Below are 24,680 nucleotides of genomic sequence, written 5' to 3' on the forward strand. Positions count from 1 at the left end.
CTTTTCTTTTTGCAAAAAAATTTTTTAAGTCTTTCTGGTTCCTGCAACAATAATTCGGACTAATGTGTAAAAAGATATGAGGGGGGTGAAAAAATGGATTGGGGAAAGCCAATTGTTAAGTAGCAATCATAAAACCCATCATATTCGAAAGAAAATATGTAATAAAAATGATAATTCGTATCAAAATGTGACACGCACGACAAGCAAAATACGCATGGATACTGGGGGTGCGCGGGTGATTTTTTATTTCGTTAAAATGTATTTTGTTAAAAATTTATTGCTACCACTTTAGAATTATTTTATACTTTATCTCGTTGTATAAAGAATTTTTTTATGTAACACCTCATTGGGGATGAGGGGACTCTTAATGTGGTAGTAAACGGAGGAATTTATGAAGAAAGTTGATGTAAAGTCTCTATTTTCTAAGAGGCTTATTCCGCTACTTATTGTGCCAACTCTGCTTGGCAGTAATTTTATTTCTATTCAGGCCCTTGCGGATGGCCAGGAATCTATTGTAGATGCAGTAGAGTCAGAACAGCCACAGGAGTCTGTTTCAGAAGAATCTGTAGTAGAAGAGACAACAGTCACAGAAGAGCAGCCTGTAGAAGAGCAGGAAGAGACAGCTCAGAGCTCAGAAGCTTCTGGTGATGATACTACAGAGAATCAGCAGGTTGATCCAGAGAATAATAAAACTGAATATGAAACTTCTGAGGAAGAAACTCAGGAGACCAAGGCTTCTGAAGAAGCTTCCGATGAGGCATCTTTAGAGGCTTCCGATGAAGCGTCAGATGAGGCATCTGATGATGCAGCAAAAGAGACTTCTAAAGACACAGAGGAAGATCTTAAGAAGTCTAAAGAGTCAAAGAAAGATAAGACAGAAACAGAGAATAAAGTCGTTGTTTCTGTTGCAGACTTCACTTTCCCAGTAGAACTCGTGGTAGAGGGCGCTGTAGAAGAGAGCAAGGTAGAAGTCTACGCAGTTTCAGAGGATGGAACTCAGCAGCAGCTTTCAGAAGGGGAGCCAGTAGATGTTAAGGTTGACGGCGTGGAAGTTGTAACTACACAGACAGTTGAGGTACCAACAGGGAAAACCAATGTCACACTTGATGATGAGTCCGATGACAGCGTTATAGAGAGTGAGGATGAGGGAGAAACAGAGGTAGCTTCAGAGAACAATACTTCAGAAGAAACAACTGCAGTGAAATCAGAAACTGACGCTGAAACTGAGAAAACAGAAGATACAACTGTATCTGAGACAGTAACAGAAGGCTACGTTGTTGATGAGACTGTTGAAGTTGTTACTAAGGAAGATGAAACAGCTACAGTATCATTTGGATATGACATTGATGAATCATTCTATGAGATTGAGAGTATTACACTTGATGGTGAGGAACTTGATCTTGTAGATGGAATACTTACAGCAGATATTGATACTGAGAATTTTGCAGGGGAATATCTTGAAACTTCACTTTTAACTGTGAAGCTTAGTAAAACGCCTGAGAATCTTAGTGAAGTTGAGCAGAAGATTCGTGATGCTGCAAGTTTTAATACTACACCAGCTACAACATCTTATGAGAGCGTTTATGCTGGAACAGATCCAAAACTTACAGTTTCTTTTGATAATACTAAGTTAGAGAACATTACAATTACTGATGCTAAGATTTGTGGTGAGAGTGCTACTGTTGATAAAAAGAATAATAAGATAACCTGGACTCCAGCAAGTATTGGCTACTATCCTGTAAATGGCGTTTCGGTATCATACAAATACGAGGATGAGACCAATAATAAAACAGAGTCTGGAACAACAGTCATTCCATATAAAGTATTATTCTGTAAGCATGGTGCAAAAATTGCTGGTGATACAAAGCTTGATGGATTTACTTTTGAGAAAAAAGTTAATGATTGGTACTCAACAAACAATGGTGATCTTGTATTAACATATACAGGTACTTCATCTGTTGAAGTGGAAACAGCAACTGTTGCTATTGCAGGTGTTGACGCAGGTAACATTAGCGCTGAAATCAGCAATGGTAAGAAATGGGATGGTGACCACTATTTAATAAACTTTACTGCAAAAATAACAGTTAAAAAGAGTGAAGAAGCTGCCAAGAATATTAAGGACGGAACTGTAGAGTGCCCTGTCGAGCTTATTTTCAAGACTGGTAATGAGAAGGTTACAGAGAATACCTATGATGGCAATAAAAATTGCGAAGTGAAGGTTGATAGTTCTGCTCCAGAACCTAACGGAGTAAAATTAAGAATTCAAGAAATACAAGGTACACACACATTTTGGGATTATATTAACGTCTTAAATTGGTTTAATAAAGATTACGAAGTGGAGGTACTTGTTCCAGTTGATTGTGATGCAGGAAGTGGAATAAGTCAAATCGATGCAGAGTTTGCAAAGTCATCTTTCTTTGGAAGTGTTACGACTGAGTATGCAACACCAGTAGTTATATGCCCGTCTACGAAAAAAATTGAAATTGATGGAGTGAAATATTACGTACTAACTCACCAGCTTACTACTAAAGATGATCAATCTGCTATTTATGGCAATACAAGTGTTAAGCTTACTGATGTTGCCGGCAATACTGCAAGCATTAGTAAGAGCTGTAATGTCGGAATTGACAAATCTGCACCAAAAGTTGAGTATTACGCAAATGGTGCCCAGGTAGATACTTATACAGCAGTTACTTGTGATGATGATGTAGACAGAATTTTCTTTAAGTCTAAGATAGCTGGAAAAGTAGAAGTTAAAGATGACAACCTTGATCCAGAAAAAATAGTAGTTAATGCTGATGTAGCTGAGAATAACAATATCTACGCATTGGTTAATTATTCTGCAACAGGAAATGTGCCTACATTTACCCTTTCTGAAGAGATGGGCAAGGAAACCTATGGATTTAGCATTGATGGAAAGACTTCCTCTACAAGAATCACTAGGATGGATTACCTGTTCAACATCGAAGAGTATGGTGAATATACAATTTATGCTCAGGTTCAGGACAAGGCTGGAAACAAGATGAAAGAGCCTAAGGTGAGCCAGAAGGTAGTTTTTGATAACAAGGCACCAGACGTTGCTATAAGTGCTTCCTTTGGAACACCAGCAGGAAAAGATTCAACATATACAAATGCAAAAGACATAACAATTACTGCAACAGTTACAGAGGATTGGCTTGATACAACTAATTCAAAGCTGAAGGTAAAGGTTACACACGTTGATGGAACTGAGACAGAAGAAGAGGGGTCTGGATGGACTCACAATGGCGGAGTTTATACTGCAACATATTCTGTAAGCCAGGATGGATCATATGAACCTTATGTAGATGCTATAGACTATGCAGGCAATGAGACACATCACAACGTAGCATCTGAAGGATTTACCTATGATGGTACAGCACCTAAGGTAACAATATCATTTGATAACAATGATGTAAAAAATAGTAAGTACTACAATGCCAAGAGAGTAGCAACTATCACAGTTGATGATTTCACATTTGATGCGAATGCTACAGATCTTAAGCTTGACGAAGTAAGAGGTAAGGCTTCTGAAAGTGGTTGGAATACAGCTTCCAGAAATATCTATTCCAAGCAGGTTACTTTTGATCAGGATGGCAGATATAGCTTCTCCTTTAAGTGTACTGATAAAGCAGGTAATGTTTCAGGAGAAGAATCTGTTACTGAGTTCGTAATTGATAAAACAGAACCTAAGATCACAGTTTCTTACACAGGTGGTACAGCCAAGAACGAGATGTACTACAAGGATGCAAGAACAGCTACTATCCAGATTGATGAGATGTCATTTGACGCAAACAGCGTTGAGTATAAGGCACAGGAACTTGCTGAGGCAGCAGCACTTCCAGTACTTGGAAACTTCAGTTCATCAGAGGATATCAACACTGCAAGTGTTACCTTTGACAAGGATGGTAAGTATGGTTATGTGATCAACTGCACAGACCTTGCTGGAAACTCATGCTCATCCTACATCTCAGATGTATTTGTTATCGACACAACAGTACCAGAGGTTACATTCTCTGGAGTTGAGAACTTCTCAGCTAATAACGGAGTAGTTGCTCCAGTAGTTACATATTCAGACAAGTACATGGATATGCAGGCAACAACAGTCAAGATGACAGGTTCTAACAACGGAGCAGTTTCTCTTGGAAGCACAACAGCTCAGATTGAAAATGGCTTTGTTGTAAGCTATAGCGACTTTGCTCATGATAAGTCTGTTGATGATCTTTACACATTTGAAGCTACAGTAGTAGACCTTGCAGGTAACGAGACTAAGGGAGAACTTGTATTTTCAGTTAACCGTTATGGTTCAGTCTTTGTACTTGGAGATGGCACAAAGGCACTTAACGAGAAGTACTATACAAACCAGGCTCAGGATATCGTGATCACAGAGATCAACGTAGATACACTTACCTACAGAGATGTTTCTATCAACAGAGATGGCGATATCACAAACCTTAGCAAAGATAAGGATTATAGCGTTGCTAAGCAGGGATCAGACACATCCTGGAAGACATATACTTATACAATTTCAAAGGACAACTTCAAAAAGGATGGTGTTTACTCAGTAACTGTTTATACAGAGGACAGAGCTACAAACGTTCAGGACAACAAGTCAAGAGACGCAGAAGTTAACTTTGCGATTGACTCAACAAAGCCAAGTATCGTTACATCAGGCATTGAGAATAACCTCAAAAAATATGAGACAGAATCTTATGATTTCAATCTTGATGTTACAGATAACATGATGCTTAAGAGTCTTGTAGTATACGACGACAAGGAAGCAATTGCATCATATGACCAGGATCAGTTGTTAAATAATACAGATACAAAAGTAATCACTCTTAAGGGCTCTGAAGATGGTAGTTCACAGCGTACCATCACAATTGAAGCGGAGGACCTTGCTGGTAATAAGGAAACTCTTGTATATAGCAATGTAATTGTAACTAATGCTGTTCCTAATGTACTTGGAGCGAACAGGACTACAGATGACGATACTGATAATGAAACTGACAATGATGACAATACAACAAATACAATAAGTGTTGTTATCTGGGTTATCGTAGGACTTGGAGCTGTTGCAATAGCAGGCGGTTCAGGAGTAGTGCTTTACAGGAAAAAGAAATAACTAGAATATTAAAATCCTTTGGAAGGGGAAAGAGAAATGAGGATAAGACTTAAAAATACTGTTGCTATATTGATGGCAGCTATGATGATGAACCCTCTTAGTGTGGGCGCAACAGACATTGCAACAGATGCTTCTTCTGAAAATGCATCAATTATAGAAGATATAGATGCAAATACAGTGTCAAATACTGATATTAGTATGAGCACAGGAGAAACTTCGTATGGAGAGGAAGCTCCCATTTCTCTTTCCACTGTTACAGAGGCAAGGAATGGTGTTTTACAGGTCAATTGTATTTATACAGATGACCTGGGAAATACCGCCATCATTGCTGGAGGATCAGGATTTCTTATTGGTTCAAAAGATGGTAGTGAATATGTTATTACTAACAACCATATCATCTCACCTAGTAAGGAATATAGAGATGCTGCCTTCAAAGCTCTCAATGTACCCAAGGATAAGGAAAGTGGCTGGGATAAGATCAATCTCACTGCTCAGGTAGTAGTTGAAGGGGATGTAGTCCTTGAGGCTTCAGTTGTAAAGGCCAGTGAGTCAATGGATATGGTAGTTCTTGAATTAGAGCAGCCAATCTATACCAGAACTCCTCTTGTTATCCTTACATCTGAGACTAAGACAAGTGACAAACCTTATGCAGTTCCTGAAAGTGTATATACTTTAGGTTATCCAACGGGTATTACATATGAGACACCAGCATATTATTCAAATGATAAAGTTTCAATGACATCTGGCTCAATAGCTAATACTACTACAGTAGATAACATTCAGCTCATTCAGCACGATGCCAAGATTGATAATAGTAACTGTGGCGGCCCATTAGTTAATGAATACGGTTTTGTATTGGGTATGAATGAACTGATGACAGATGGAAGCAACTACTATACATTGGATGCTTCAGAGATAACATCTATCCTTGATGGACTTGGGATTGAATATAGTAAGATCACAACCTCTGAATTTGATCAGCTGGTAAATCCACCGGAATTACCTGATGAGCCAACACCTCCAGTTGTAATAACTCCTCCAACCATAGATTGGAAGAAGATCATTATGATCGTTGGACTGTGTGTCTTGGGTCTTGTTGCAATTGGCGCAATTGCATTTGGAATAGTGCTTATAGTTAAAAAAGTTAAGGATAATAAGGAAGAAGAGAAGAAAGAGGAAGAGGCTCAGAAAATAGGAAGATTTGATGCTAAGCCAGAGCAGACTTCTGCTGTTATGCAGAACCCTGCTGTAAATAACTTCGCACCAGGAAATCCTATGGGTAATGCTATTGGTAATGGTGAAACTACAGTTCTCAATGCAGTAACTGTAGATGCAGGAACAACAACACTTGCTGGAAGAGCTGTAAGTTCAGAATTCCTGGGTACACTTATCAGGAAAAAGAATGGAGACAATATTGTTGTCAATAAAGATAACTTCTCTATTGGAAAAGATAGCATGAATATTGATTTCAGGATCACTGATAATAGTGCTATCAGTAGGAGACATGCTCTTATCAAAAAGATCAACGGAGAGGTCGTTATAGAAGATAATTCTTCTACTAATGGAACATTTGTAAATGGAATAAGATTGGCTAAGGGCCAGATAAGGGGCTTGAAGAATGGTGATTCCATAAAGCTGGCCAATGAAGAATTTGTTTACAGGAAATAGTCTATTATGGTAGCAGGTACTGTGAAGAATATTCGCAGTGCCTGCTATTTATGCATAAATGATGAAAAGTGATAATTTGTTATGAACATTTTATATTTACAGGATCACATTGATTTTACTTTAAATGAAAAAGAAACACTATCAAGTCTGGGATTAAAAAGTGCTCAGAATTTAGAGTCTGAGTATATTTTAAAAACGCTCCATATCAAGCATAATTGCAAGGATAGACTTATAGTGGATATCACAGACAAAGAACCGTTAACTTCGGTATATAAGGGCTTAAGCGATTCTAAGATCATCGATATTCTCAAAGCCTTTGCTGAGGTGTTCGAGCTTGTTAGTAGTAAGGCCTTTCTAGAGAGAGAGTTTATTCTCATGGATATAGATTATCTGTACATTGACAGGAATGACTCTAGTCCAAGATTCATAATCCTGCCTTATACTAACGCAGATGGTGCATCTATCAAGGATTGGAGTTCGCAAGTTGTAGGAACAGTTGCCACTCTATTGTATGGTAGAGAAAATCTGATCAAGGGAAGTCTTGCCAAACTAAGCAATGCTATTGATGATATTAGAAATTTGCCAGACGATAATGTTTTGGAACTTATCAATGCCAAGAAAAAAGTAGTAGATGTATTGATTGAAATCTTCCCTAAGGAGAGTAGAACCAGTAGTGTAAGGACAGGTGACAATACATCAGTATCCAATAATTTTGCTCTTCGATATAGAGGATCCCTTGGAGAATTTGCATTCTACATTATGAAAGCTGATTTTTATATTGGTAAGAATCAGGATATGGATGGAGTGCTAAGCTTTAATCCTGCGGTGAGCAGGAAACATGCAGTAATCCATACCATTGAAGGCAAGGGATATATTGAAGATTTAGGAAGTAGTAATGGAACATTCCTAAATGGTAGCAGGTGTGAGTCTGGAACAAAATACATACTCCATGAACGCGACATTGTGAAGATCGCAGATATGGAATTTACAGTTGAAATGTAAGAATTGAGAGAATTATGAAGACAGTACTTCTTATATGTTCTGATGAAGAATACAACAACAACATAGAAGCCCAGTTATCTATGCAATTTCACAGCGACGTGATTCTGCATATCATTACTGACGAGGAGAATCTTAAAAAAGTAGCTTCACAGCCTAATGAAGTGAGCACTATATTGATAGAGCCTAAGTTTTTACAGGTTCTTGGTACCAGTATAAAAGCCAAAGAAGTATTTATTTTAGATGATAATACTTCTGATCTTCCTGAAGGACACATCAGTAAATACGCAGGAATACAGGCAGTCCTGAGAGTCATTAGTCACAAGCTTCTCAAGCATGAAGGTGAAGTGATAGACAGAGATGCAAGAATAATTGATGTGGTATCTGTGTGCGGAGGATGTGGCAAGACAATTGCCTCTTTAGGACTTGCAAAGAGATTATCACTGATGGGCAGAAAAGTTCTATATGTCAACACTCAGGCTCTGCAGGATTACTTGCCATATATAGATGGTGAAAAGAAAGTACTATCAGATGCGCTAGTGAGACAAATGTCTTATATTACTGAATCCACTACGGACATGATGCTCTCTGAGATGGGGCATGTAGGTTTTGACTATGTTCCACAGATGGAGCAGATCACGACTGACATGAAAGTGCTAGAGTCTGCTTATCATGAGATAGTTGAGAATATATCCAAGAAATATGTCTATGACTATATAGTTGTAGAACATGGTAATAGTCTTAGCTCTGAGATGCTCAAATGGCTTTCTCACAGTGAGAGAATGGTGATAATCACCAAACAGGATGAGATATCTATCAGGAGAACCGATCGATTTATTGGACAACTCAAGGGTCTTAAGGGACAATGCACAATCCTGTGTGGAAGATATGATAACACCAAGCCTAACTATGTTAATAAATCACTGGCTAGCTCTAAGTATCCTATTTGCGAGTATGTACCAGAATTAAGCGAACTATCATTAGAAAAACTTATTGATGATGGAATCTTTACACAGTGTGCAGAAGCTATGCTGTAAGAAGGTGAAATAGATGAATGACAAGATAATCATGATTTTTCATAGAGCAGATACGAATGAAACATTTGATATTGAAGTTCCTACAGATATCACTGCTAATGAACTGATATATGGTCTGAATAAAGGCCTGGGACTTGGGATTAATATGGATAACCCGGCAGACGCATATCTCCGCAGCATTAATCCTATAGCCTTACTAAGAGGAGATGACCTCATAGAGGATTTCCACCTTCATGGGGGAACTACAATTATTTTTGACAGACCAAAGGGAATATAAGAGATGAATTATAGATTAACCCTATACGGAACAAACATGTATAAAGAAGTGCATATTGCAGACAATCTAAAAACATTGTCGATAGGCACAGACAAGGAATGTCAGCTTAGATTTGCTAAAGATCATTTTGCTACACTCTTTAGGATTGATATTGAGCATAGAGATGACAAGTACATCATGTTCTGTGATAGCAATATATATTTTAAGACCAAAGATTCTATTGGTGAGAGAACACATTTCCTGGAAGTGGGTGATCAGGTCGCAGTTTGTCATGGAGAGACTGATGCTACTTTCTTTTACCTGGACTTCTCTATTGATTTTGGAAATATTCAGGACAATTACAATTACAAGATACAGATTCCTGTAGGATACCAGTTTACCATTGGAGATAATTCTGGCTGCCATATTCAGATTAATGGCAAAAACATGAACGGCGATTATGTTACTGCTTTTGTTGATGGAAATGGACTTTTGGTTGATACCTCCAATGCCAGATACGGAGTAAGCGTTAATGGCTTTCTCATTAGATCTGGCCAGGTAAGATTATTGGAAAATCAGTTTTTGTCGATCTATGGACAGATTTTCTACTATGAGCAGGGGTATCTGTATACATCAGATGATGGAAGTGTATCTACAAGTTTTAATTCGGAGCAAATCAAACTTCAGAATAACAGCTTTAAATATCCATGCTTTGTAAGAAATCCGAGACAGCAATTTGTCATGCCCAATGAAAAGATACCAGTGCTTCCTCCAAAGGCTGCGCCTCAGGAAGAAAAGAATGATCTTTTGATCACAATTCTTCCTATGATCGTTACAATGTCCGTTATGATTGCGGTTCGTAGCATGATGGGCAGTAATGGTATGTACATGATATACTTTGGCGTTTCAATGGGTATGAGCGTCATAATGTCCATAGTCAATTATTTTAGAGGCAAGAAGGAACGCAAGAAACAGGCGAAGCTTAGAATCATTAACTATGACAAATATATCGACCTTAAAGAGGAAGAAGTACAGCATATAAGAGATGAAGAGAAGTTCGTTGCTGATAAGATGAATGTTTCAGTACAGGAGACTCTTAATCTTATTGGAAATTTCGATGCAAGACTATTTGAGAAAGAAAAAGATCATAAGGATTTCTTGGATGTTTGGGTTGGAACTGGTACTGTAGAAGCCAATTGCCAGATTGAGTTCACCAAGCAAGAGTATGTAGAGACTGAAGATGTTCTGATGAATTATCCAGAACAGATGCATGATAAGTACAAATATCTTGAAAACATGCCAATCGTTCTTCATCTCGCACATGTTAATGCCATTGGTGTTGTTGGAGATAGGAATAAATTATATCAGTTCCTTAAAAATATGATCGTTACCATTGCAGGGCAGCACTTCTATCAGGATGTAAAGTTTTTTCTGATGCTGAATGAAGAAGATGTTAATTGGTTTGGATGGGCAAGATGGTTTCAAAATGCCGCTGATGATAGCTTTTCTTCTAGATACTTTATTTATGATGATGAATCTAAAAAGAGAGGCCTACAGTTTCTTTATTCAGAATTAAATAACAGAAAAACTGTTGAAAAGGGCAACAATCGTACTCACTACGTTGTATTTGTATATAGAACCGACGTTTTAGGCGGTCATCCAGTTACTAACTTTGTGGAAGAAGCCAGAAACCTTGGCTTTACATTTGTCTTCTTTGATGAACATGTGGAAAAGATTCACCATGCGGTTGATCAAATGGTCTATCTTGAAGCAGAGGAGAACAAAGGCGTTATCCGTGACATAAACGATGGCGAGAAGACACAGGAATTCTATTATCCACATGTGAGTAGTCAGGATGTTTCTAAAGCAGCACTCAAGCTTGCCTGCGTTTATGTGGACGAGATTAGTCTTGAGAGTACCTTGACAAAGAACATATCCTTGTACGAACTATTTGGTATCATGACAGCCTATGACCTTGACTTAAATCAGAGATGGTCGGAGGCACAGGTATGGAAGAGCATGGCAGCCCCTATCGGCGTATTGGGTAGTGGAGAGACTTTGTCACTTGATATTCATGAAACAGCCCATGGCCCACACGGACTTGTCGCAGGTACTACTGGTTCTGGTAAGAGTGAACTTCTGCAGACATTTATCCTTTCACTAGCTACCAGGTTCAACCCACACGAAGTTGCCTTTGTGCTTATTGACTTTAAGGGTGGTGGTATGGCCAATCAGTTTAGAGACCTTCCACATCTTAACGGCGCGATTACCAATATTGATGGTAAGCAGATTGATAGATCACTTATGTCAATAAGAGCAGAGCTCCTTAAGAGACAGGAATTGTTTGCCGAGTTTGGCGTTAACAGAATAGATGATTACATCAAGCTTCAGAGAGAAGGAAAGACAAAAGTTTACTTGCCACACCTGATACTGATAGTCGATGAGTTTGCCGAACTCAAGACTGATCAGCCAGAGTTTATGAAAGAACTTATCAGTACAGCTCGAATTGGTCGAAGCCTTGGAGTACATCTGATTCTGGCAACTCAGAAGCCATCTGGTGTCGTAAATGATCAGATTTGGAGTAACTCCAGATTCAAACTCTGCTTGAAAGTACAAGATAAGTCAGATTCTAACGAGGTAATTAAGTCTCCTCTTGCAGCTGAGATCAAGGAACCAGGAAGAGCATATTTGCAGGTTGGTAATAACGAGATATTTGAGTTGTTCCAGTCAGCCTACAGTGGTGCTCCAGCCCTGGTTGCCGGAGTGGATGAAGGCAAGGCATTCAAAATATCTAAGGTTGGTTTATCTGGTTCAAGACAGGTTATATACGAGCAAAAGAAGGATGAGCAGACAGAGAACGAAACACAGATGGATGCCCTGGTTCATTACATTCATGAGTATTGTGAAAAGAATCATATTGAAAAGCTCCCAGATATATGTCTTCCTCCTTTGCCAGAGAAGCTTCCGTATACTCTTGAAGGATTTGTAAATGGAAGTACAGATATTGTTGTCCCTCTGGGTATATATGATAATCCAGAAAGACAGCAGCAGAATCTGTTTTCGATGAGTGTTACAGATGGGAACACAATTGCTATTGGTTCTACACAAACAGGAAAAACTAATTTCCTGCAGCTCATCATAAGAAGCCTTGCGGAGATGTATACTCCTAATGACGTCAAGATTTATATCTTGGATTTTGCATCTACAATTTTGAAGAATTTCAAGGATTTGAAACATGTCAGTGCAGTTGTGACAGCAACAGATGATGAAAGACTTAAGAATGTAATGAGAATACTTAGTGAAGAAATAGCAAAAAGGAAAAAAGTATTCTCAGAGATGGGACTAAGTTCCTATTCTGCCTATAGAGAATCAGGACAGACGGAATATCCTCAAATTGTAGTTATGATGGACAACTTTATTTCCTTTAAAGCGCTTTTCCCGGACTTCATGGATGCAATGCAGGAAATTATCCGAGAAGGTCCATCAATGGGAGTGTGTTTTATCATTACATCTACACAAGGATCTGGAATTGGACAAAAGATTTTATCTTACATAGACAGAAGACTGGCATTTACTTGTAATGAGTCAACTGATTATGGATATGTTTTCGATAGATGCAGACTGAAGCCTGATGAATATGCAGGCAGATGCATCATTAAAATTGAAAAGGCGTACTATGAATGTCAACAATATTTATCTTTCGATGCAGAAAGAGAAATTGACAAGATTAGCGAAATTAAGGAATTTATTGCAGCAATAAATGAGAAGTATTCAGATTATGTTGATGATAAGATTTTAGAGATTCCTAAAGAATTCAGACTTGAGTTTGCTATGAAGATACTTGCAAGAGAACTTGTGAGGTATGAGTTACTTCTTGGACTTAATTTCTCAAATGTTAAGCCTGTTATAAGTAATATGATTGAGAAGAATTGCTTATTTGTAACAGGTCCTAAGCATTCTGGTAAATACAACTTTTTGCAGTATCTGATTCGTGTATTTGACGCCAGAGCAGAGGCTGAACTGTTCCAAATGTACATTATGGACAATGTGGAGCGACGGTTTGAATATGCATCTTCATTACCTGTAGTTAAAAAGTACACTACGATAGCAGATGATTTTAATGCTGAGATTACAGCTATAGGGAAAGAACTTGATGAAAGATATAAGCTTCTGGCTGAAGGCAAGAGTGAAGAGCTTGATAACAGGCCAATGCTTATCATCATGCTAAACTCAAATGATTACTACGAGATGATTAATGCAAACAAGGAAGTTCTAAACATCTATAAGCTGATTCTTACAAAATACAAGGTATTAAAAGCATTTATGTTATTTACTGATGCTTCAAATCTATTGAGCTTTGTTGGTTTGCCTGAAGTGATCAAGGCTGGTAAAGAGTCAAAACATTATATGGTATTTGAGGATATCAATACTCAGAAAATATTTGAAATACCGCCTACAGTGGCAAGAAAATTCAAGAAGAAACTATTACCGGGTGAAGCTTATTATTTCAATAATGCTGCACTAATGAAGATGAAGACACCATTTATTGGTGAATTCAGTGACAACGATTGATTAGGGGAATCCCTGTTCAATATATAAAAAAAGAAAAGGAGAACAAAAATGGAAGAAGGAACCTATGGAATCGACACTAACGGGGTAACACAGGCACAGGAAGATTTAGGAGATTGCTATACAGCATTTAGCACATGGCATGAAGATTTATGGGCACTTAAGGATCAGGTAATCGCTGACTGGTTTGGTGGTGGTTCTGAGCAGTTTGAGAGTTCATATAACGTGCTTTCTCAGAAAATGGAGGCATTCATCAATGCAGCTAAACAGTATCAGGATTTTGCAATGGCAAATCTTGAGGGTTGGAATGGCGTTGATAATGCAGATCAAAGTGCAATGATGTTCTAAGTAAGGAGGAATTGTAAAATGGCAGGTATGATTACATCAAAAGTAGACAAATTAAGAACACAGGGAGAAAGCTTTTCATCCGCGGGAGATCAGCTTGAGAGAAATATTGCTTCTTTGCGCAGTGCAATTGAGCTTTTAGTCAAGAGTACAGGTGGAAATACTAGCCCACAACTTGCTAGCAGCTTTGAGACAGCAGAGGACGAGTTGGATGACTATATTGAAAAACTCCGTAATGTTGGACAGGCTCTTGTTGATGCTGCAGATAGACATCTCAATGAGGATGATTCCCTTGCTGGTGATGTATCTATTGATCTGGTTTAATTTTTTTTTGAGACAATGGTGTCACAGCCATTGTCTTAACTCATAAAAAGGAAAGGAAAGGCATAAAAATGGGATACGAGTGTTATGATACTGTTGATTCAGGGGCAGGTGGACAAAAAATAGCTATTAGCGAAGATGAAATTGTAGCAGCAAATGAAAGGATGGAAGTTGTTCGCACAGATGCTGAGAAAAATCAAAATGCACTTGACAAGTTAAATGATGCAGCTGCACTCACTTATGAAGGAGACTCTGCACAAAGCTGGTATTCTGCTGCAAAGACAGTTTGGGGATATCTGGGAGCAATTCATCTGACTTTAGCAGATACTATAGAAGAGATGGAAAAAATATGTAAAAACCATAAAGAAACAGATGATGCTGCGGCAGATAGAGCTGCTAATATGATTGATAATGAGAACGGGGAAGGTTAAAATGGGAAAATTTAGTACAAATGTTTGTCATTGTGAAGAGAAAAATAAATATACGAGAGTAAAGCTGATGTGTCAGAATGCAAGAAATGAGCTATATTCAGCAAAGACATATAGCGGTATGCTTGAGAGCAGATATGGATATATTTTAGATAATTGTGCACAAACTTTTGACATGGCGGAAGCTCCAGACCTTTATGCGGCTATGTTACAACTAAATGATAAGGGAGAAGAAGAACTGGATGGTGCAATTGACAGACTTGATAATGTTATATCATCTTTGAAAAGTGATATAGACGAATTAGATGAAGCAGATAAAAAGTATCATGAAAAACAAAGTAAATAATTCAATTGCATAAAATGCTATATATGGGAGAAAACAAATGTCATTGGTTATTAGTAACGAACTTAGTAATCTCATTGCTCTGTTGGAGGAGAATGAAGTATTAAAAAAAGATGTGGATGGTTATAAAACTGAAATTGTAGAGATTAAGAACAGCCTTGTAAAGTTTTCTGGAAGAACAGCGAATAAATACAGAGAAAACTGCAAAAACTTTACTACAGGGGATACAGGTAAAATACCGCTCTTCTTAGACAAGATTGAATCATATAATACCATTATGGAAGAATTGGCTAATGGTACATCCAAACTTATAGATAGATGTCATTATTTTGGACAGACATTGTCGGATGATTCTCATAAGACAGACTATTCAGAAGGGCTGGAAACCGGGCATCACGTTTTATATGATGACTGCGTTGATGCTATAAAAACAGCCTGTGATAAATGTGTGGAGTATGATGCAGATGAACTGGAACATGTGAAAAAGGCAGCTTCATATCTTTCTGGCGAGACATTTCCTGATGGCTATACCAACCCTATCGAGGGAATAGAAATAACAATGAGCCAGTATATAGCAGAGCAGGATAAAATCGAAAATTTTAGATTTTCTTTTAATGCTTATGCACTTTATAGTAATGCTCTTAGTACTTATGTAAAGGGCCAGTTTGACAAGATAACAGATTCTGAATATCAGAAGACACCTAAGCCAAGTGGAATAGGAGACACTGATTCTATAAAAGAAGAACTTATGAACAACTATGAAGATGTTAAGCTATATAGTGCCTATTTGACTGGTGAAGAAGGGTTGGCAAAGTTACAGGAAGACTGTGATAATTATGATTCATTGAGTGGCGAAGAAAAAAAGAAGGCAGAAAAAGCTTTTGCTTTGATGTTTGGATGCTGTTCTGAGCGAACAGAAGGTGAATTTGATCAGGAAAAAGCTCAATTCTATCTTGATGGTATGGGTATTGTTTTAGCGTGGACATTACCTAATGAAGTAGAAAAAACTCTTCATGCTGACACGAATAAAGTTGATGCTTTACTAGGTAATATACCAGAAGAAAACGAGCAAGCCAGATCAATGCTAACAGAGTTTGGCAATAAAACATGGGATTTAAAGGACAATGGAACTGTGTCTGGTGTAACTGTGTCATTTGATAAAGCGGGGATTAATATTGATGTAGAGGTTACTGGCAAATTTTTGGGGGTTGACACCACCCAAAAGAATTACGATTTATTTTATACGAGTCAGGAAAGATCTCTTGATTATATTGATTATATGCAAAGTAATAATCCGAATTATGCAGAGCATCTAATGAATGATCTTGGATTTACTAAGGAACAGCTTGCAGAAGTTCTTACAATGGCTGAGAATCATTATGACATGGAGCAACTTGATAATCTTGTCAATGCCAACGATGATTATTCCAATGTATTTACTACAGATGCTTCTAAGCTAAGTAATAATGGTGGTGGATTTGCTTTAGCGGTATTCTCAAACCAGCTTTTGGCAGATAATGATGGTACTCCAGCAAACGAAGAAGAATTTATAAAGTTTTCTAATGCAATTTTGAATGCATCATATGACTCATATGGAATGGCTAGTACCGAAGAGTTGTTAAATAAGATATCTGTTGGTGCAGGACTGTATAATGATGCTATGATAGCAGCCTATATTACTGATAGTGGTAATCCGAAAGTAGAATCAAATCTAAAAATGTCAAACGGACTATATGCGTATTGGGCGTATTTAGGAGCAAAATATGAAGGAGATATATCCGATGCGCTTTGTATTTATAGCAGTAATGATAGCAATATTTCATTATCAATAAATCCATACGCTGATTTTTATGATGAAAATACGGGTGAGTTTAGATTTCAGATATTGGGTGAAATTGTAGGAGAACATTTAAGTAGTGATTGTGAGCATCAGACATTTAGTTGGGGAGCTGTGAACAATTCGTTAAATTATGCTGTTGTCGGAAACTTCTTAGGTGATGAGGCTCAAGAAAAAGCAGTGGAAAATTATAGGGCAAACCTAATAAGAAGCGTAAAAGAGGCGGAGCGTGATCTTGCTATAAATGGCGCTATTGATCTTATTTCAGTCTTCTGTCCTGATGCGGGAGATGCGCTTACTCTAGCTAAGGATGCTTCGGAGTCGGAGATTTGGAAGTCAATAAAAGATGGAAAGGGTCTTAGTCTAGATGCTCTTGAGAAGATAATAGATGACCCATTTGTATTAGCTGAGCTAGAAGCAAATGGATGCGATGAGGATACATTAAGCAGGCTTATGAGTCAGGGCAAGGTTGTGCTTAGTTTGGGATCTGTTGTTGGGGACTATGTAACTGGCGTTGAATCTTTGCATAAAGAGCTGAGCGATGATGTAAAGGATGCAAATACATTTTTATCCATGGATATTTTATATTCGTACAATAACGGAACTGGTGATGTGAAATTATGCGATCCTAATGCAATAGACGTTATGAATGCATGGAATGAACAAGGGTGCATGTATATTGTAGAGGATGAGGATACCTATAATGAATACTGTAACAATGTGTTTGTAGAAGATTCAAATCATGAAAAGTTAACAAATGAAGCTGTAGCCCAAGTTGCCTTAATGTATGGAATAGAAATCAAAGATGAAATTCCGGAAAAATGGGATGACTATGCCTATAATCAGGCGATGAAGTCTATAACTAAAGAAACGGGGTATACTGAGGAACAGATTGTTTCTGCTTATAAAGTGATTCTAGATGGAGGTTCAACAGATAATACTATTCCTAAAGATTATGATCCTGAATTAAAGGAACCATATACAAACATAAGAACTATTCCTGTAGATTTATATACAGCATGCGTTAATTCGGTAAATAATTTAGCGATGGAAGACTCTAGCTGCGATGAAACTTTTACCAAGCAGATAAAGGACAAGCTAGAAGAGGAAAAAGCGAACGATAACATAACAGAAGATGAAGAACAGGAGGGATAATAGCTTATGAAAAAAATATATATTCTACCCTTAGTAATACTTCTGCTTTTTATAGGACTGTTCGGTATATCAAGATATTTATTTTATAGTAATACCATATTAAGAGTAGGTGATTATGATTATTGCTTTATGCGGTCGTCTATAGAACAAAATCATAAAATGAAAAACTCGATATACATAGCTGGATATCATGGTACCGATAAAAACATAAAGTTACCGTCTAGGTTTTTATTTTGGAAAGTAAAAGGAATTAGTAATTTTGCTTTTAGGTACAATGAAGATATAGAAAGCGTTGAGCTTTCAGATAATATTGTGTATGTATATCAAAGTGCGTTTGAAGGTTGTATACATCTAAGCAGAGTTAAGATGAATGAAGGGGTAAAAGGAATAGACTTAAGAGCATTTGCAGGATGTAAATCACTTATCGAAATCAATTTGCCTGATTCACTTGAAGTAATTGGAGCAATGGCTTTTAGTAGGTGTATTTCATTGGAAAAAATATATCTACCTGATAATCTTGATTTGTTATCCGATAATGTCTTTTCAGGATGTGAGAAACTATCTACTGTAACAGGTGGAAACGGCCTTGTGGAAATCGGCACAGAAGTGTTTAACAATACTAGTTGGCTAAATAATTATGAGGGAGATTTTGTCCAGCTTAACAACATTTTGATTAGCTATAAAGGCAATGATAAAAAGGTTACTATTCCGGATAATATTGTATATGTTAACACAGATGCTTTTTTTAATTCTGCAGTTGATGAAATATATATGCCTAATAGCACATCATTCTATGGTTTGCAGTTTTCAAATGACTTTATAGAATCTCATGGAAAGGTAAAAATGTATTTTGACAATCCGGAGGTTTTTGAGAAGATAAGTAACCAAAAAGCAGCAGAAAATTTGATTTTTGTTGCTCCTGCAGACAGTATTGTTATTAAATACGCCAAGGAGAACGGAATAGAATATATTATAAAGGAATGACTTTTCCAGATAGCAATTTTATAGTTGCTGTTTTATGAAAGTGGAGGATTTTGAACTATGTCAATAACTATCGATGATCCATATGGGTTTATTAGTGGAACTCCAGGATCGAAAATTACTATTAAAGAAGAAGAGGCATATAAATCAACACAGGATATGCAAGCTGTTGCTGTTGATCAGGTGACTGACTGCAAAAATATAGATACAGTTAACAAAGCGATTCTTCCATGTTGGGGAGGGCCTTCAGCAGAGAAATGGTATGGTGCTGCTCAAACTCTATATGATTATGTGAAGACATGTGGAAATAAGCTAGGAACAACAGGGATAGAGTTAATTAAAATAAACGGAACCTTTAACGAAACAGATTCTGCTGCGGCGGATAGGGCAGGCAGTATGGTAACTAGTGAAGGTGGAAACGGAGAGGGATAAATATATGGCGTGTCAATGTGGGCTAATTACAAGATATGAAAGCGTAAAACAAGCATACAAGGATTCAAAGACTCAATTACGTTATGCGCAGATACATGCTGAAACATTAGATAGGAAGTATACAACTATTTTAGAAGATTGTGCTGCGACATTTGATATTGCAGAAGCGCTTGATTTGTTAACGGTTATGCCTGATCTTAATACAGAAGGCAAGGAGTTAATAGAAAATGCGATGACTCTTTTGGATGAAAAGATATCTGACATTGATGTTAAGTTATGGGAGCTTCGCGATGAAGACACAAGATACCATGATCAGCAAAAAGCAGAAGAATCAATAACATATCTTCAGACAGGAGGCCATTGAATATATGTCACTTATTATAAGTAATAAACTTGAGCATATTATAGATGCTATTGATGAAAATGCCATTCTAAAAGAAAATTTTGCGGATTATAGAGAACGCTTAAAGACTGCAAAAGATAATCTAACTATGTTTCAAGGTACAACAGCTGAAACATTCAGAGCGCGTTACAATGAATTCATGGATACTGATGCAGGTGTTTTTCCTAGCATGGAAAAACAGTTGGAAAAATATAATGAGCATATGGAAGTAATACGTGATTGCACCTCTCAGTTGATTGATCGATGCAATCATTTTGCAGATACCTTGACAGTTGGTGGGTACACTGCCGCATATTCTGAAGGAAAAGAAGAAGGATCCCATGTATTCTTTGATGATCTACTTCTTACTATAAAAGCCGCTTGCAATTCTTGCATTACCGTTGATGAAGATGAATTGACGAGTGTAAAAAAAGCAGTATCTATCCTTGAAGATGATGCAGATGTAAAGGAATTATGTCCTAGTCCAATATCAGGATTGACGGATTCCATGACAACCTGTATTGAAAAACAGGATTCTATCGCTAATTTTAGGGATTCTCTGGATAAATACGGCTCAATTAGTTGTGAATTGGAAGAATATGCTGAAACAAATTTTAATGATATCATTGATACTACAGTCAGTACAAAATATCCATATCCTGAAGGCGTCGCAGATAGCGAGACAATTCGCCAAAAACTAAAGAATAATTATGATGCTGCTACCATTTATATTTTGGATGATAATGGCAAGCAAAACCTTCAAAATGCAATGGATAATTGGGATAACTTGTCTGATGAAGACAAGAAAATCGTTATAGCTGTTTATGACATATCTGCAGATTATGTAACAGAATCTTATGATGAGGGAAAAGCTGAGCCATATATTTCAGCAATGGAAACAATAACCGCAAGCTTTATAGTGTTTAACACATGTAAAGATTCAAGTGGAAACATTTATTATTCCATGGATTTCAATAAGGATAGGATGAATGAATTTTACAATAATCTTGATCCCAAGAGTGAGGCAAGCAGCATACTTGTTGAGTTAAGCAATAGTGATTATATCCCAGATGGAAAAATGTATTCTGAGCCAGCAGCAAGAACTTTATGCGATATTTCATTTGATAAAGCAGGAATTCGTTTTACTATTCACAACTATAATAGTGATGCTGTTGTCGGCGATGATGTGATTGGTGATGGCGAAACATTTGATGCTATTTACTACACATCACAGGAGAGATCGACAGGCTATATAAATCTTATGATGGATCAGGATTCTTCATATGCTGATCACTTGAGAAATGATTTGGGATATGATGTTGATTCATTGGCAACATTATTGACATCAGCTGAAAATACTTACGATATGGCAGTTTTGGAATCTTTGGTTAATGCCGATGATGGATATAATGGAGTCTTTGACACAGATCCTAGTAAGTTGACAGAACAGTGCGCGACAGTATTAGCAACTTATTCATATGGACTCTTGGATAGTGGAAAAACTGGAGAGTTTTCAACTTTTGTTAATGAAGTTCTCAATACTGAAGGTACAGATGAACATGGTAAGTATATTAAGGGGTATGCTGATAAACTTGCTGAAGGCTATGGCGTATTGCAACAGACATTTGCAAGTAATGCCTATGAGCAGATAGTTGCAAGTGGTGGTATTTACGACAAAAATATGGAATCATCTCTTACCAGTGTTAGTAATGTAATGAATTTCTGGGGAGGAATTTCACACGCGTGTGCTGAATATGATGAAGGTGGATGGTTCCATTCTAATTCCTTCAAGGATTCTACTGCTTTAAAAATATTAGATGCAGATTATAGCAAGTTATTAGAAGGAAATGGAATGGATTTCAAAGTTGAAGTCTTTTCGGATAAGGTGGATGGCAAGAGTGTATTTGCAAGTAATACGCAATATCATGCATCTATAAATAACGACGATGGACTTGTTATGGAGACGGATGAATTAGAATTCTATAAAAAGAGTGTAAATGCCGCCAATAAGGTTGCTTATGATACAGTTGCATCTGTGGTTGGAAAGTTTTGCCCAGTAGCAGGAACAGTAATGAAAGGCGTTGGTGATGTGTATAATAGCGCTTCGGTTTGGACTTGGACATCGGACGGAGCAAAAGAAGGAAATACTTTGCTAAAGACGTATGCCGGCGTAGATAATAAAATGTTTTCAAATTCTGTGACCACTGTTGGAGATATTATGGGAGGCATAGGTAAACTTCAATCAATAAGTAATGACTTACAGAAGTTTTCAGATAGAATAGGTGATTATCAAAATGTAGATCTTTACTGCTCTTATAATGAAGGTACAGATTCTGTTTCTATTTGTGATTACGCAAAAATATATACTATGTATCAGTGGAATCAAGAAGGATTAGAGGCGATAGTTGGGCAAGATGATAGCCAGATGATAAGAGATGAGTTGTTTGATTCAAACAATAGTAATCTGGTTAGCGAGGAAACATATACGGAGATAATGCAATATGTAGACCCATCATATGAGAACTCCAATCAGTCAGCATTCCTTACTACTAATTATAATTATTATACTCAAGAGCAAGTATCTGACGCTATGAATGTCATAATAAATGGCTCGAATGGTATTGCGGATAATGCATCTTATAAGAGTATAAATGATATTCCGTTGGATCTGATGAATGCTTGTGTATTAGAGCTTAATGAGGAAGTTTATAAACAGGATCCTGTCGATGATCAGTTTGGAGCGGCCGCATCGGCGAATAGAAAAGCTGGAGAGTAATGAGGTACTCGAGAGAATGCCATCTTTTATGTTCCTTTTAATTTACACAGTGATGTATAAATACATCGCTGTGTGAACTTTGTATATACGTATATTATTAAAAAATATGATAGAGGCCTTTATATGGAACGATTTAAGAAAACTGCTAAACGAATACTTTTTGCCATTATTATTGTTGCTGTCATATATTTAGGTTTCTTTTGGTACGTGGTTGAAACCATGAGAGCTAATGGGAATACCATCGAAATAGGAGATTATAAGGTTATGGCCTTTAATTTCGATGAAGGCACAATTGTAAGGTATATGGGGAACAAGAATGACGTTAAAATCCCTCGCAGGATACTATGGTGGAAGATAACTAAGATACATGACAGAACATTCGAAGGTAATGATGAAATAGAAACGCTCTATGTTCCAAATACTGTGACAGAAGTAGGTATGGAGGCTTTTTATAAATGCAGTTCACTAAAAGAGGTGTATTTTGAAGATGGCGGTAAAGCTACTGAGATAGGTACAAGAGCTTTTATGAATTGCGAGAAGCTTGAAGATGTCCATCTTCCAGAAGGACTCGTAGAGATTGGTGGAGCATCCTTTGCTGATTGCATGTCGTTATATGATATAACAATACCGTCCACTGTAGAGCGAATTGAAGGAAGTGCTTTTTATCAGTGTCATAATCTGGGAGAAGTTCAGATTAATGGTGAGTCATCAGTTAAATATGTAGAAAGTGATGCATTTGAACAAACCAAATGGCTTCGTAAATGCGGAGATTACGCTATGGTAGGCAGAGTTTTATATGCCTATAATGGCACTGACGATCCTGTGAATATTCCAGAAGGGACTGTTGGTGGAAATACGGAGTCTATCGGTGCTAAAGTGATAGTATATCCAGCAAGCTATCAGTTTTCTGAGCTTGAATTGAGTCATGTTGAGAACTATATTACCTTAATGTTTATGGATGAAGGCCAGCATTATTTTGATAATGTTAAAGAGAAAAGGTATGGCTATGGAAAGATTACGGTTATGGCTACACCTAATAGCACAGTCTGGAATGATGCATCAGCACTTGGGATAAATGTGGTAGAGAAAACAGAGTAGAAAAATGGCAATGCCATTTAGCTAAGCATTTTACAAAAGCAGCACTCCTTATTCAATATGGGTGGACAAGAACATTACGATTGATATTGTCAATCGACAGCACTACTAGAAAAATGGATGAACCAAGTAAGAGCTTCCTTCTGTTGATATTTGCAGAGCAGAAGCAAGCTCTTTTCAAGAAGACAACAATATAAGGGGAACCAATGGGGCAACATTATAACGCATTCATTTCTTATAAACATGCTGAGCTGGACAACAAGATAGCAGCTCAGATAGAAAAGGATTTGGAACATTACCATATTCCGAGAAAACTTCAGAAAAAGACAGGGTACAAGAGGATTGAACGTATATTTAGAGATAAGGATGAGCTTCCGATTACCAGCAATCTATCTGGCACAATTGAGGAAGCTCTTTTGAACTCGGAATATCTTATTGTACTGTGCTCAAAGAGTACTTGCTTATCAACTTGGGTAGAGAGGGAGATAAAGCTCTTTTTGCAGAATCATCCAAGAGAAAATGTTCTGACGGTACTGGCAGAGGGGGAACCTCAAGATGTGATTCCCAGGATCTTGCAGGAAGTAGAAGCTGAGAGAACGAAAGAGGACGGTACGACAGAGACTATCATGCAGAGTGTTGAACCACTATCATGTGACTATCGTATCCCTAGAAGAGAAATAAAGAGTGCAGAAGTCCCGAGGATGGTGGCAGCTCTTATTGGATGCCCTTATGATGAACTAATTAACAGGCAGATTTCATTGATTCAGAATAGAATATTATCTTGTTTAGATACTATAGAAAAAGGGCAAATGAAAAAAGATTTATTTATTACATTTTGACATAAGCCAGAAAATTGGTAATGTTAGTACGATTAGAGAACCTGCCAATTTTTCAGCCGACGCTTTCGCATAAA

General features: G+C 37.3%; 17 protein-coding genes. All 17 read left to right on the forward strand.

All coding sequences use genetic code 11. From position 1 onward, the window contains the following. Positions 1–391 precede the first annotated feature (391 nt). The 17 genes from BLO53_RS11980 to BLO53_RS12060 all read left to right on the forward strand — a co-directional run bounded on the left by BLO53_RS11980 (position 392) and on the right by BLO53_RS12060 (position 24,606). On the forward strand, positions 392–5,143 hold the full coding sequence (locus tag BLO53_RS11980) for an Ig-like domain repeat protein (protein ID WP_092061926.1): 4,752 nt from the start codon (positions 392–394) through the stop codon (positions 5,141–5,143). Positions 5,144–5,179: 36 nt separating this feature from the next. Continuing rightward, entirely contained in the window at positions 5,180–6,811 is a 1,632-nt protein-coding gene (locus tag BLO53_RS11985) for a trypsin-like peptidase domain-containing protein (protein ID WP_092061929.1), read from the forward strand. A gap of 81 nt (positions 6,812–6,892) precedes the next feature. Beyond that, positions 6,893–7,813, forward strand: coding sequence for an FHA domain-containing protein (locus tag BLO53_RS11990; protein ID WP_026490334.1), 921 nt, complete (start codon positions 6,893–6,895; stop codon positions 7,811–7,813). Between the two features lie 14 nt (positions 7,814–7,827). Then, positions 7,828–8,847 (forward strand): AAA family ATPase, encoded by a 1,020-nt coding sequence (locus BLO53_RS11995; protein WP_026490333.1) that lies wholly within the window; start codon positions 7,828–7,830, stop codon positions 8,845–8,847. A 13-nt stretch (positions 8,848–8,860) separates the two neighbouring features. Then, positions 8,861–9,124: a hypothetical protein gene (locus tag BLO53_RS12000; protein ID WP_026490332.1), complete on the forward strand. Its 264-nt coding sequence runs from the start codon at positions 8,861–8,863 to the stop codon at positions 9,122–9,124. Between the two features lie 3 nt (positions 9,125–9,127). Beyond that, the gene (gene essC, locus BLO53_RS12005) at positions 9,128–13,675 is read left to right on the forward strand and encodes a type VII secretion protein EssC (protein WP_092061932.1); all 4,548 of its coding nucleotides are present in this window, start codon (positions 9,128–9,130) and stop codon (positions 13,673–13,675) included. A gap of 48 nt (positions 13,676–13,723) precedes the next feature. Beyond that, complete coding sequence (locus BLO53_RS12010; protein ID WP_092061935.1) at positions 13,724–14,020, forward strand: hypothetical protein; 297 nt, start codon at positions 13,724–13,726, stop codon at positions 14,018–14,020. 18 nt (positions 14,021–14,038) lie between these two features. After that, positions 14,039–14,341 (forward strand): WXG100 family type VII secretion target, encoded by a 303-nt coding sequence (locus BLO53_RS12015; RefSeq protein WP_026490329.1) that lies wholly within the window; start codon positions 14,039–14,041, stop codon positions 14,339–14,341. A 68-nt stretch (positions 14,342–14,409) separates the two neighbouring features. Continuing rightward, positions 14,410–14,769, forward strand: coding sequence for a hypothetical protein (locus tag BLO53_RS12020; protein ID WP_092061938.1), 360 nt, complete (start codon positions 14,410–14,412; stop codon positions 14,767–14,769). Between the two features lies 1 nt (position 14,770). After that, on the forward strand, positions 14,771–15,112 hold the full coding sequence (locus BLO53_RS12025; protein WP_092061940.1) for a hypothetical protein: 342 nt from the start codon (positions 14,771–14,773) through the stop codon (positions 15,110–15,112). Between the two features lie 37 nt (positions 15,113–15,149). Next, entirely contained in the window at positions 15,150–18,101 is a 2,952-nt protein-coding gene (locus BLO53_RS12030) for a hypothetical protein (RefSeq protein ID WP_092061943.1), read from the forward strand. A 6-nt stretch (positions 18,102–18,107) separates the two neighbouring features. Next, the gene (locus BLO53_RS12035; protein WP_092061946.1) at positions 18,108–19,085 is read left to right on the forward strand and encodes a leucine-rich repeat domain-containing protein; all 978 of its coding nucleotides are present in this window, start codon (positions 18,108–18,110) and stop codon (positions 19,083–19,085) included. A gap of 57 nt (positions 19,086–19,142) precedes the next feature. Continuing rightward, complete coding sequence (locus BLO53_RS12040; RefSeq protein WP_092061949.1) at positions 19,143–19,514, forward strand: hypothetical protein; 372 nt, start codon at positions 19,143–19,145, stop codon at positions 19,512–19,514. 4 nt (positions 19,515–19,518) lie between these two features. Beyond that, positions 19,519–19,878 carry a hypothetical protein gene (locus BLO53_RS12045; protein WP_092061952.1) on the forward strand — a complete coding sequence of 120 codons (360 nt, stop codon included), beginning with the start codon at positions 19,519–19,521 and terminating at the stop codon, positions 19,876–19,878. A 4-nt stretch (positions 19,879–19,882) separates the two neighbouring features. After that, positions 19,883–22,672: a hypothetical protein gene (locus BLO53_RS12050; protein ID WP_092061955.1), complete on the forward strand. Its 2,790-nt coding sequence runs from the start codon at positions 19,883–19,885 to the stop codon at positions 22,670–22,672. A gap of 123 nt (positions 22,673–22,795) precedes the next feature. Continuing rightward, complete coding sequence (locus BLO53_RS12055) at positions 22,796–23,770, forward strand: leucine-rich repeat domain-containing protein (RefSeq protein ID WP_092061958.1); 975 nt, start codon at positions 22,796–22,798, stop codon at positions 23,768–23,770. A gap of 203 nt (positions 23,771–23,973) precedes the next feature. Continuing rightward, positions 23,974–24,606 carry a toll/interleukin-1 receptor domain-containing protein gene (locus tag BLO53_RS12060; protein WP_092061961.1) on the forward strand — a complete coding sequence of 211 codons (633 nt, stop codon included), beginning with the start codon at positions 23,974–23,976 and terminating at the stop codon, positions 24,604–24,606. The last annotated feature ends 74 nt before the right edge of the window (positions 24,607–24,680 follow it).

Origin of the sequence: Butyrivibrio sp. INlla14 (genome assembly GCF_900102515.1) — a bacterium.
Taxonomy (GTDB): Bacteria; Bacillota; Clostridia; order Lachnospirales; family Lachnospiraceae; genus Butyrivibrio.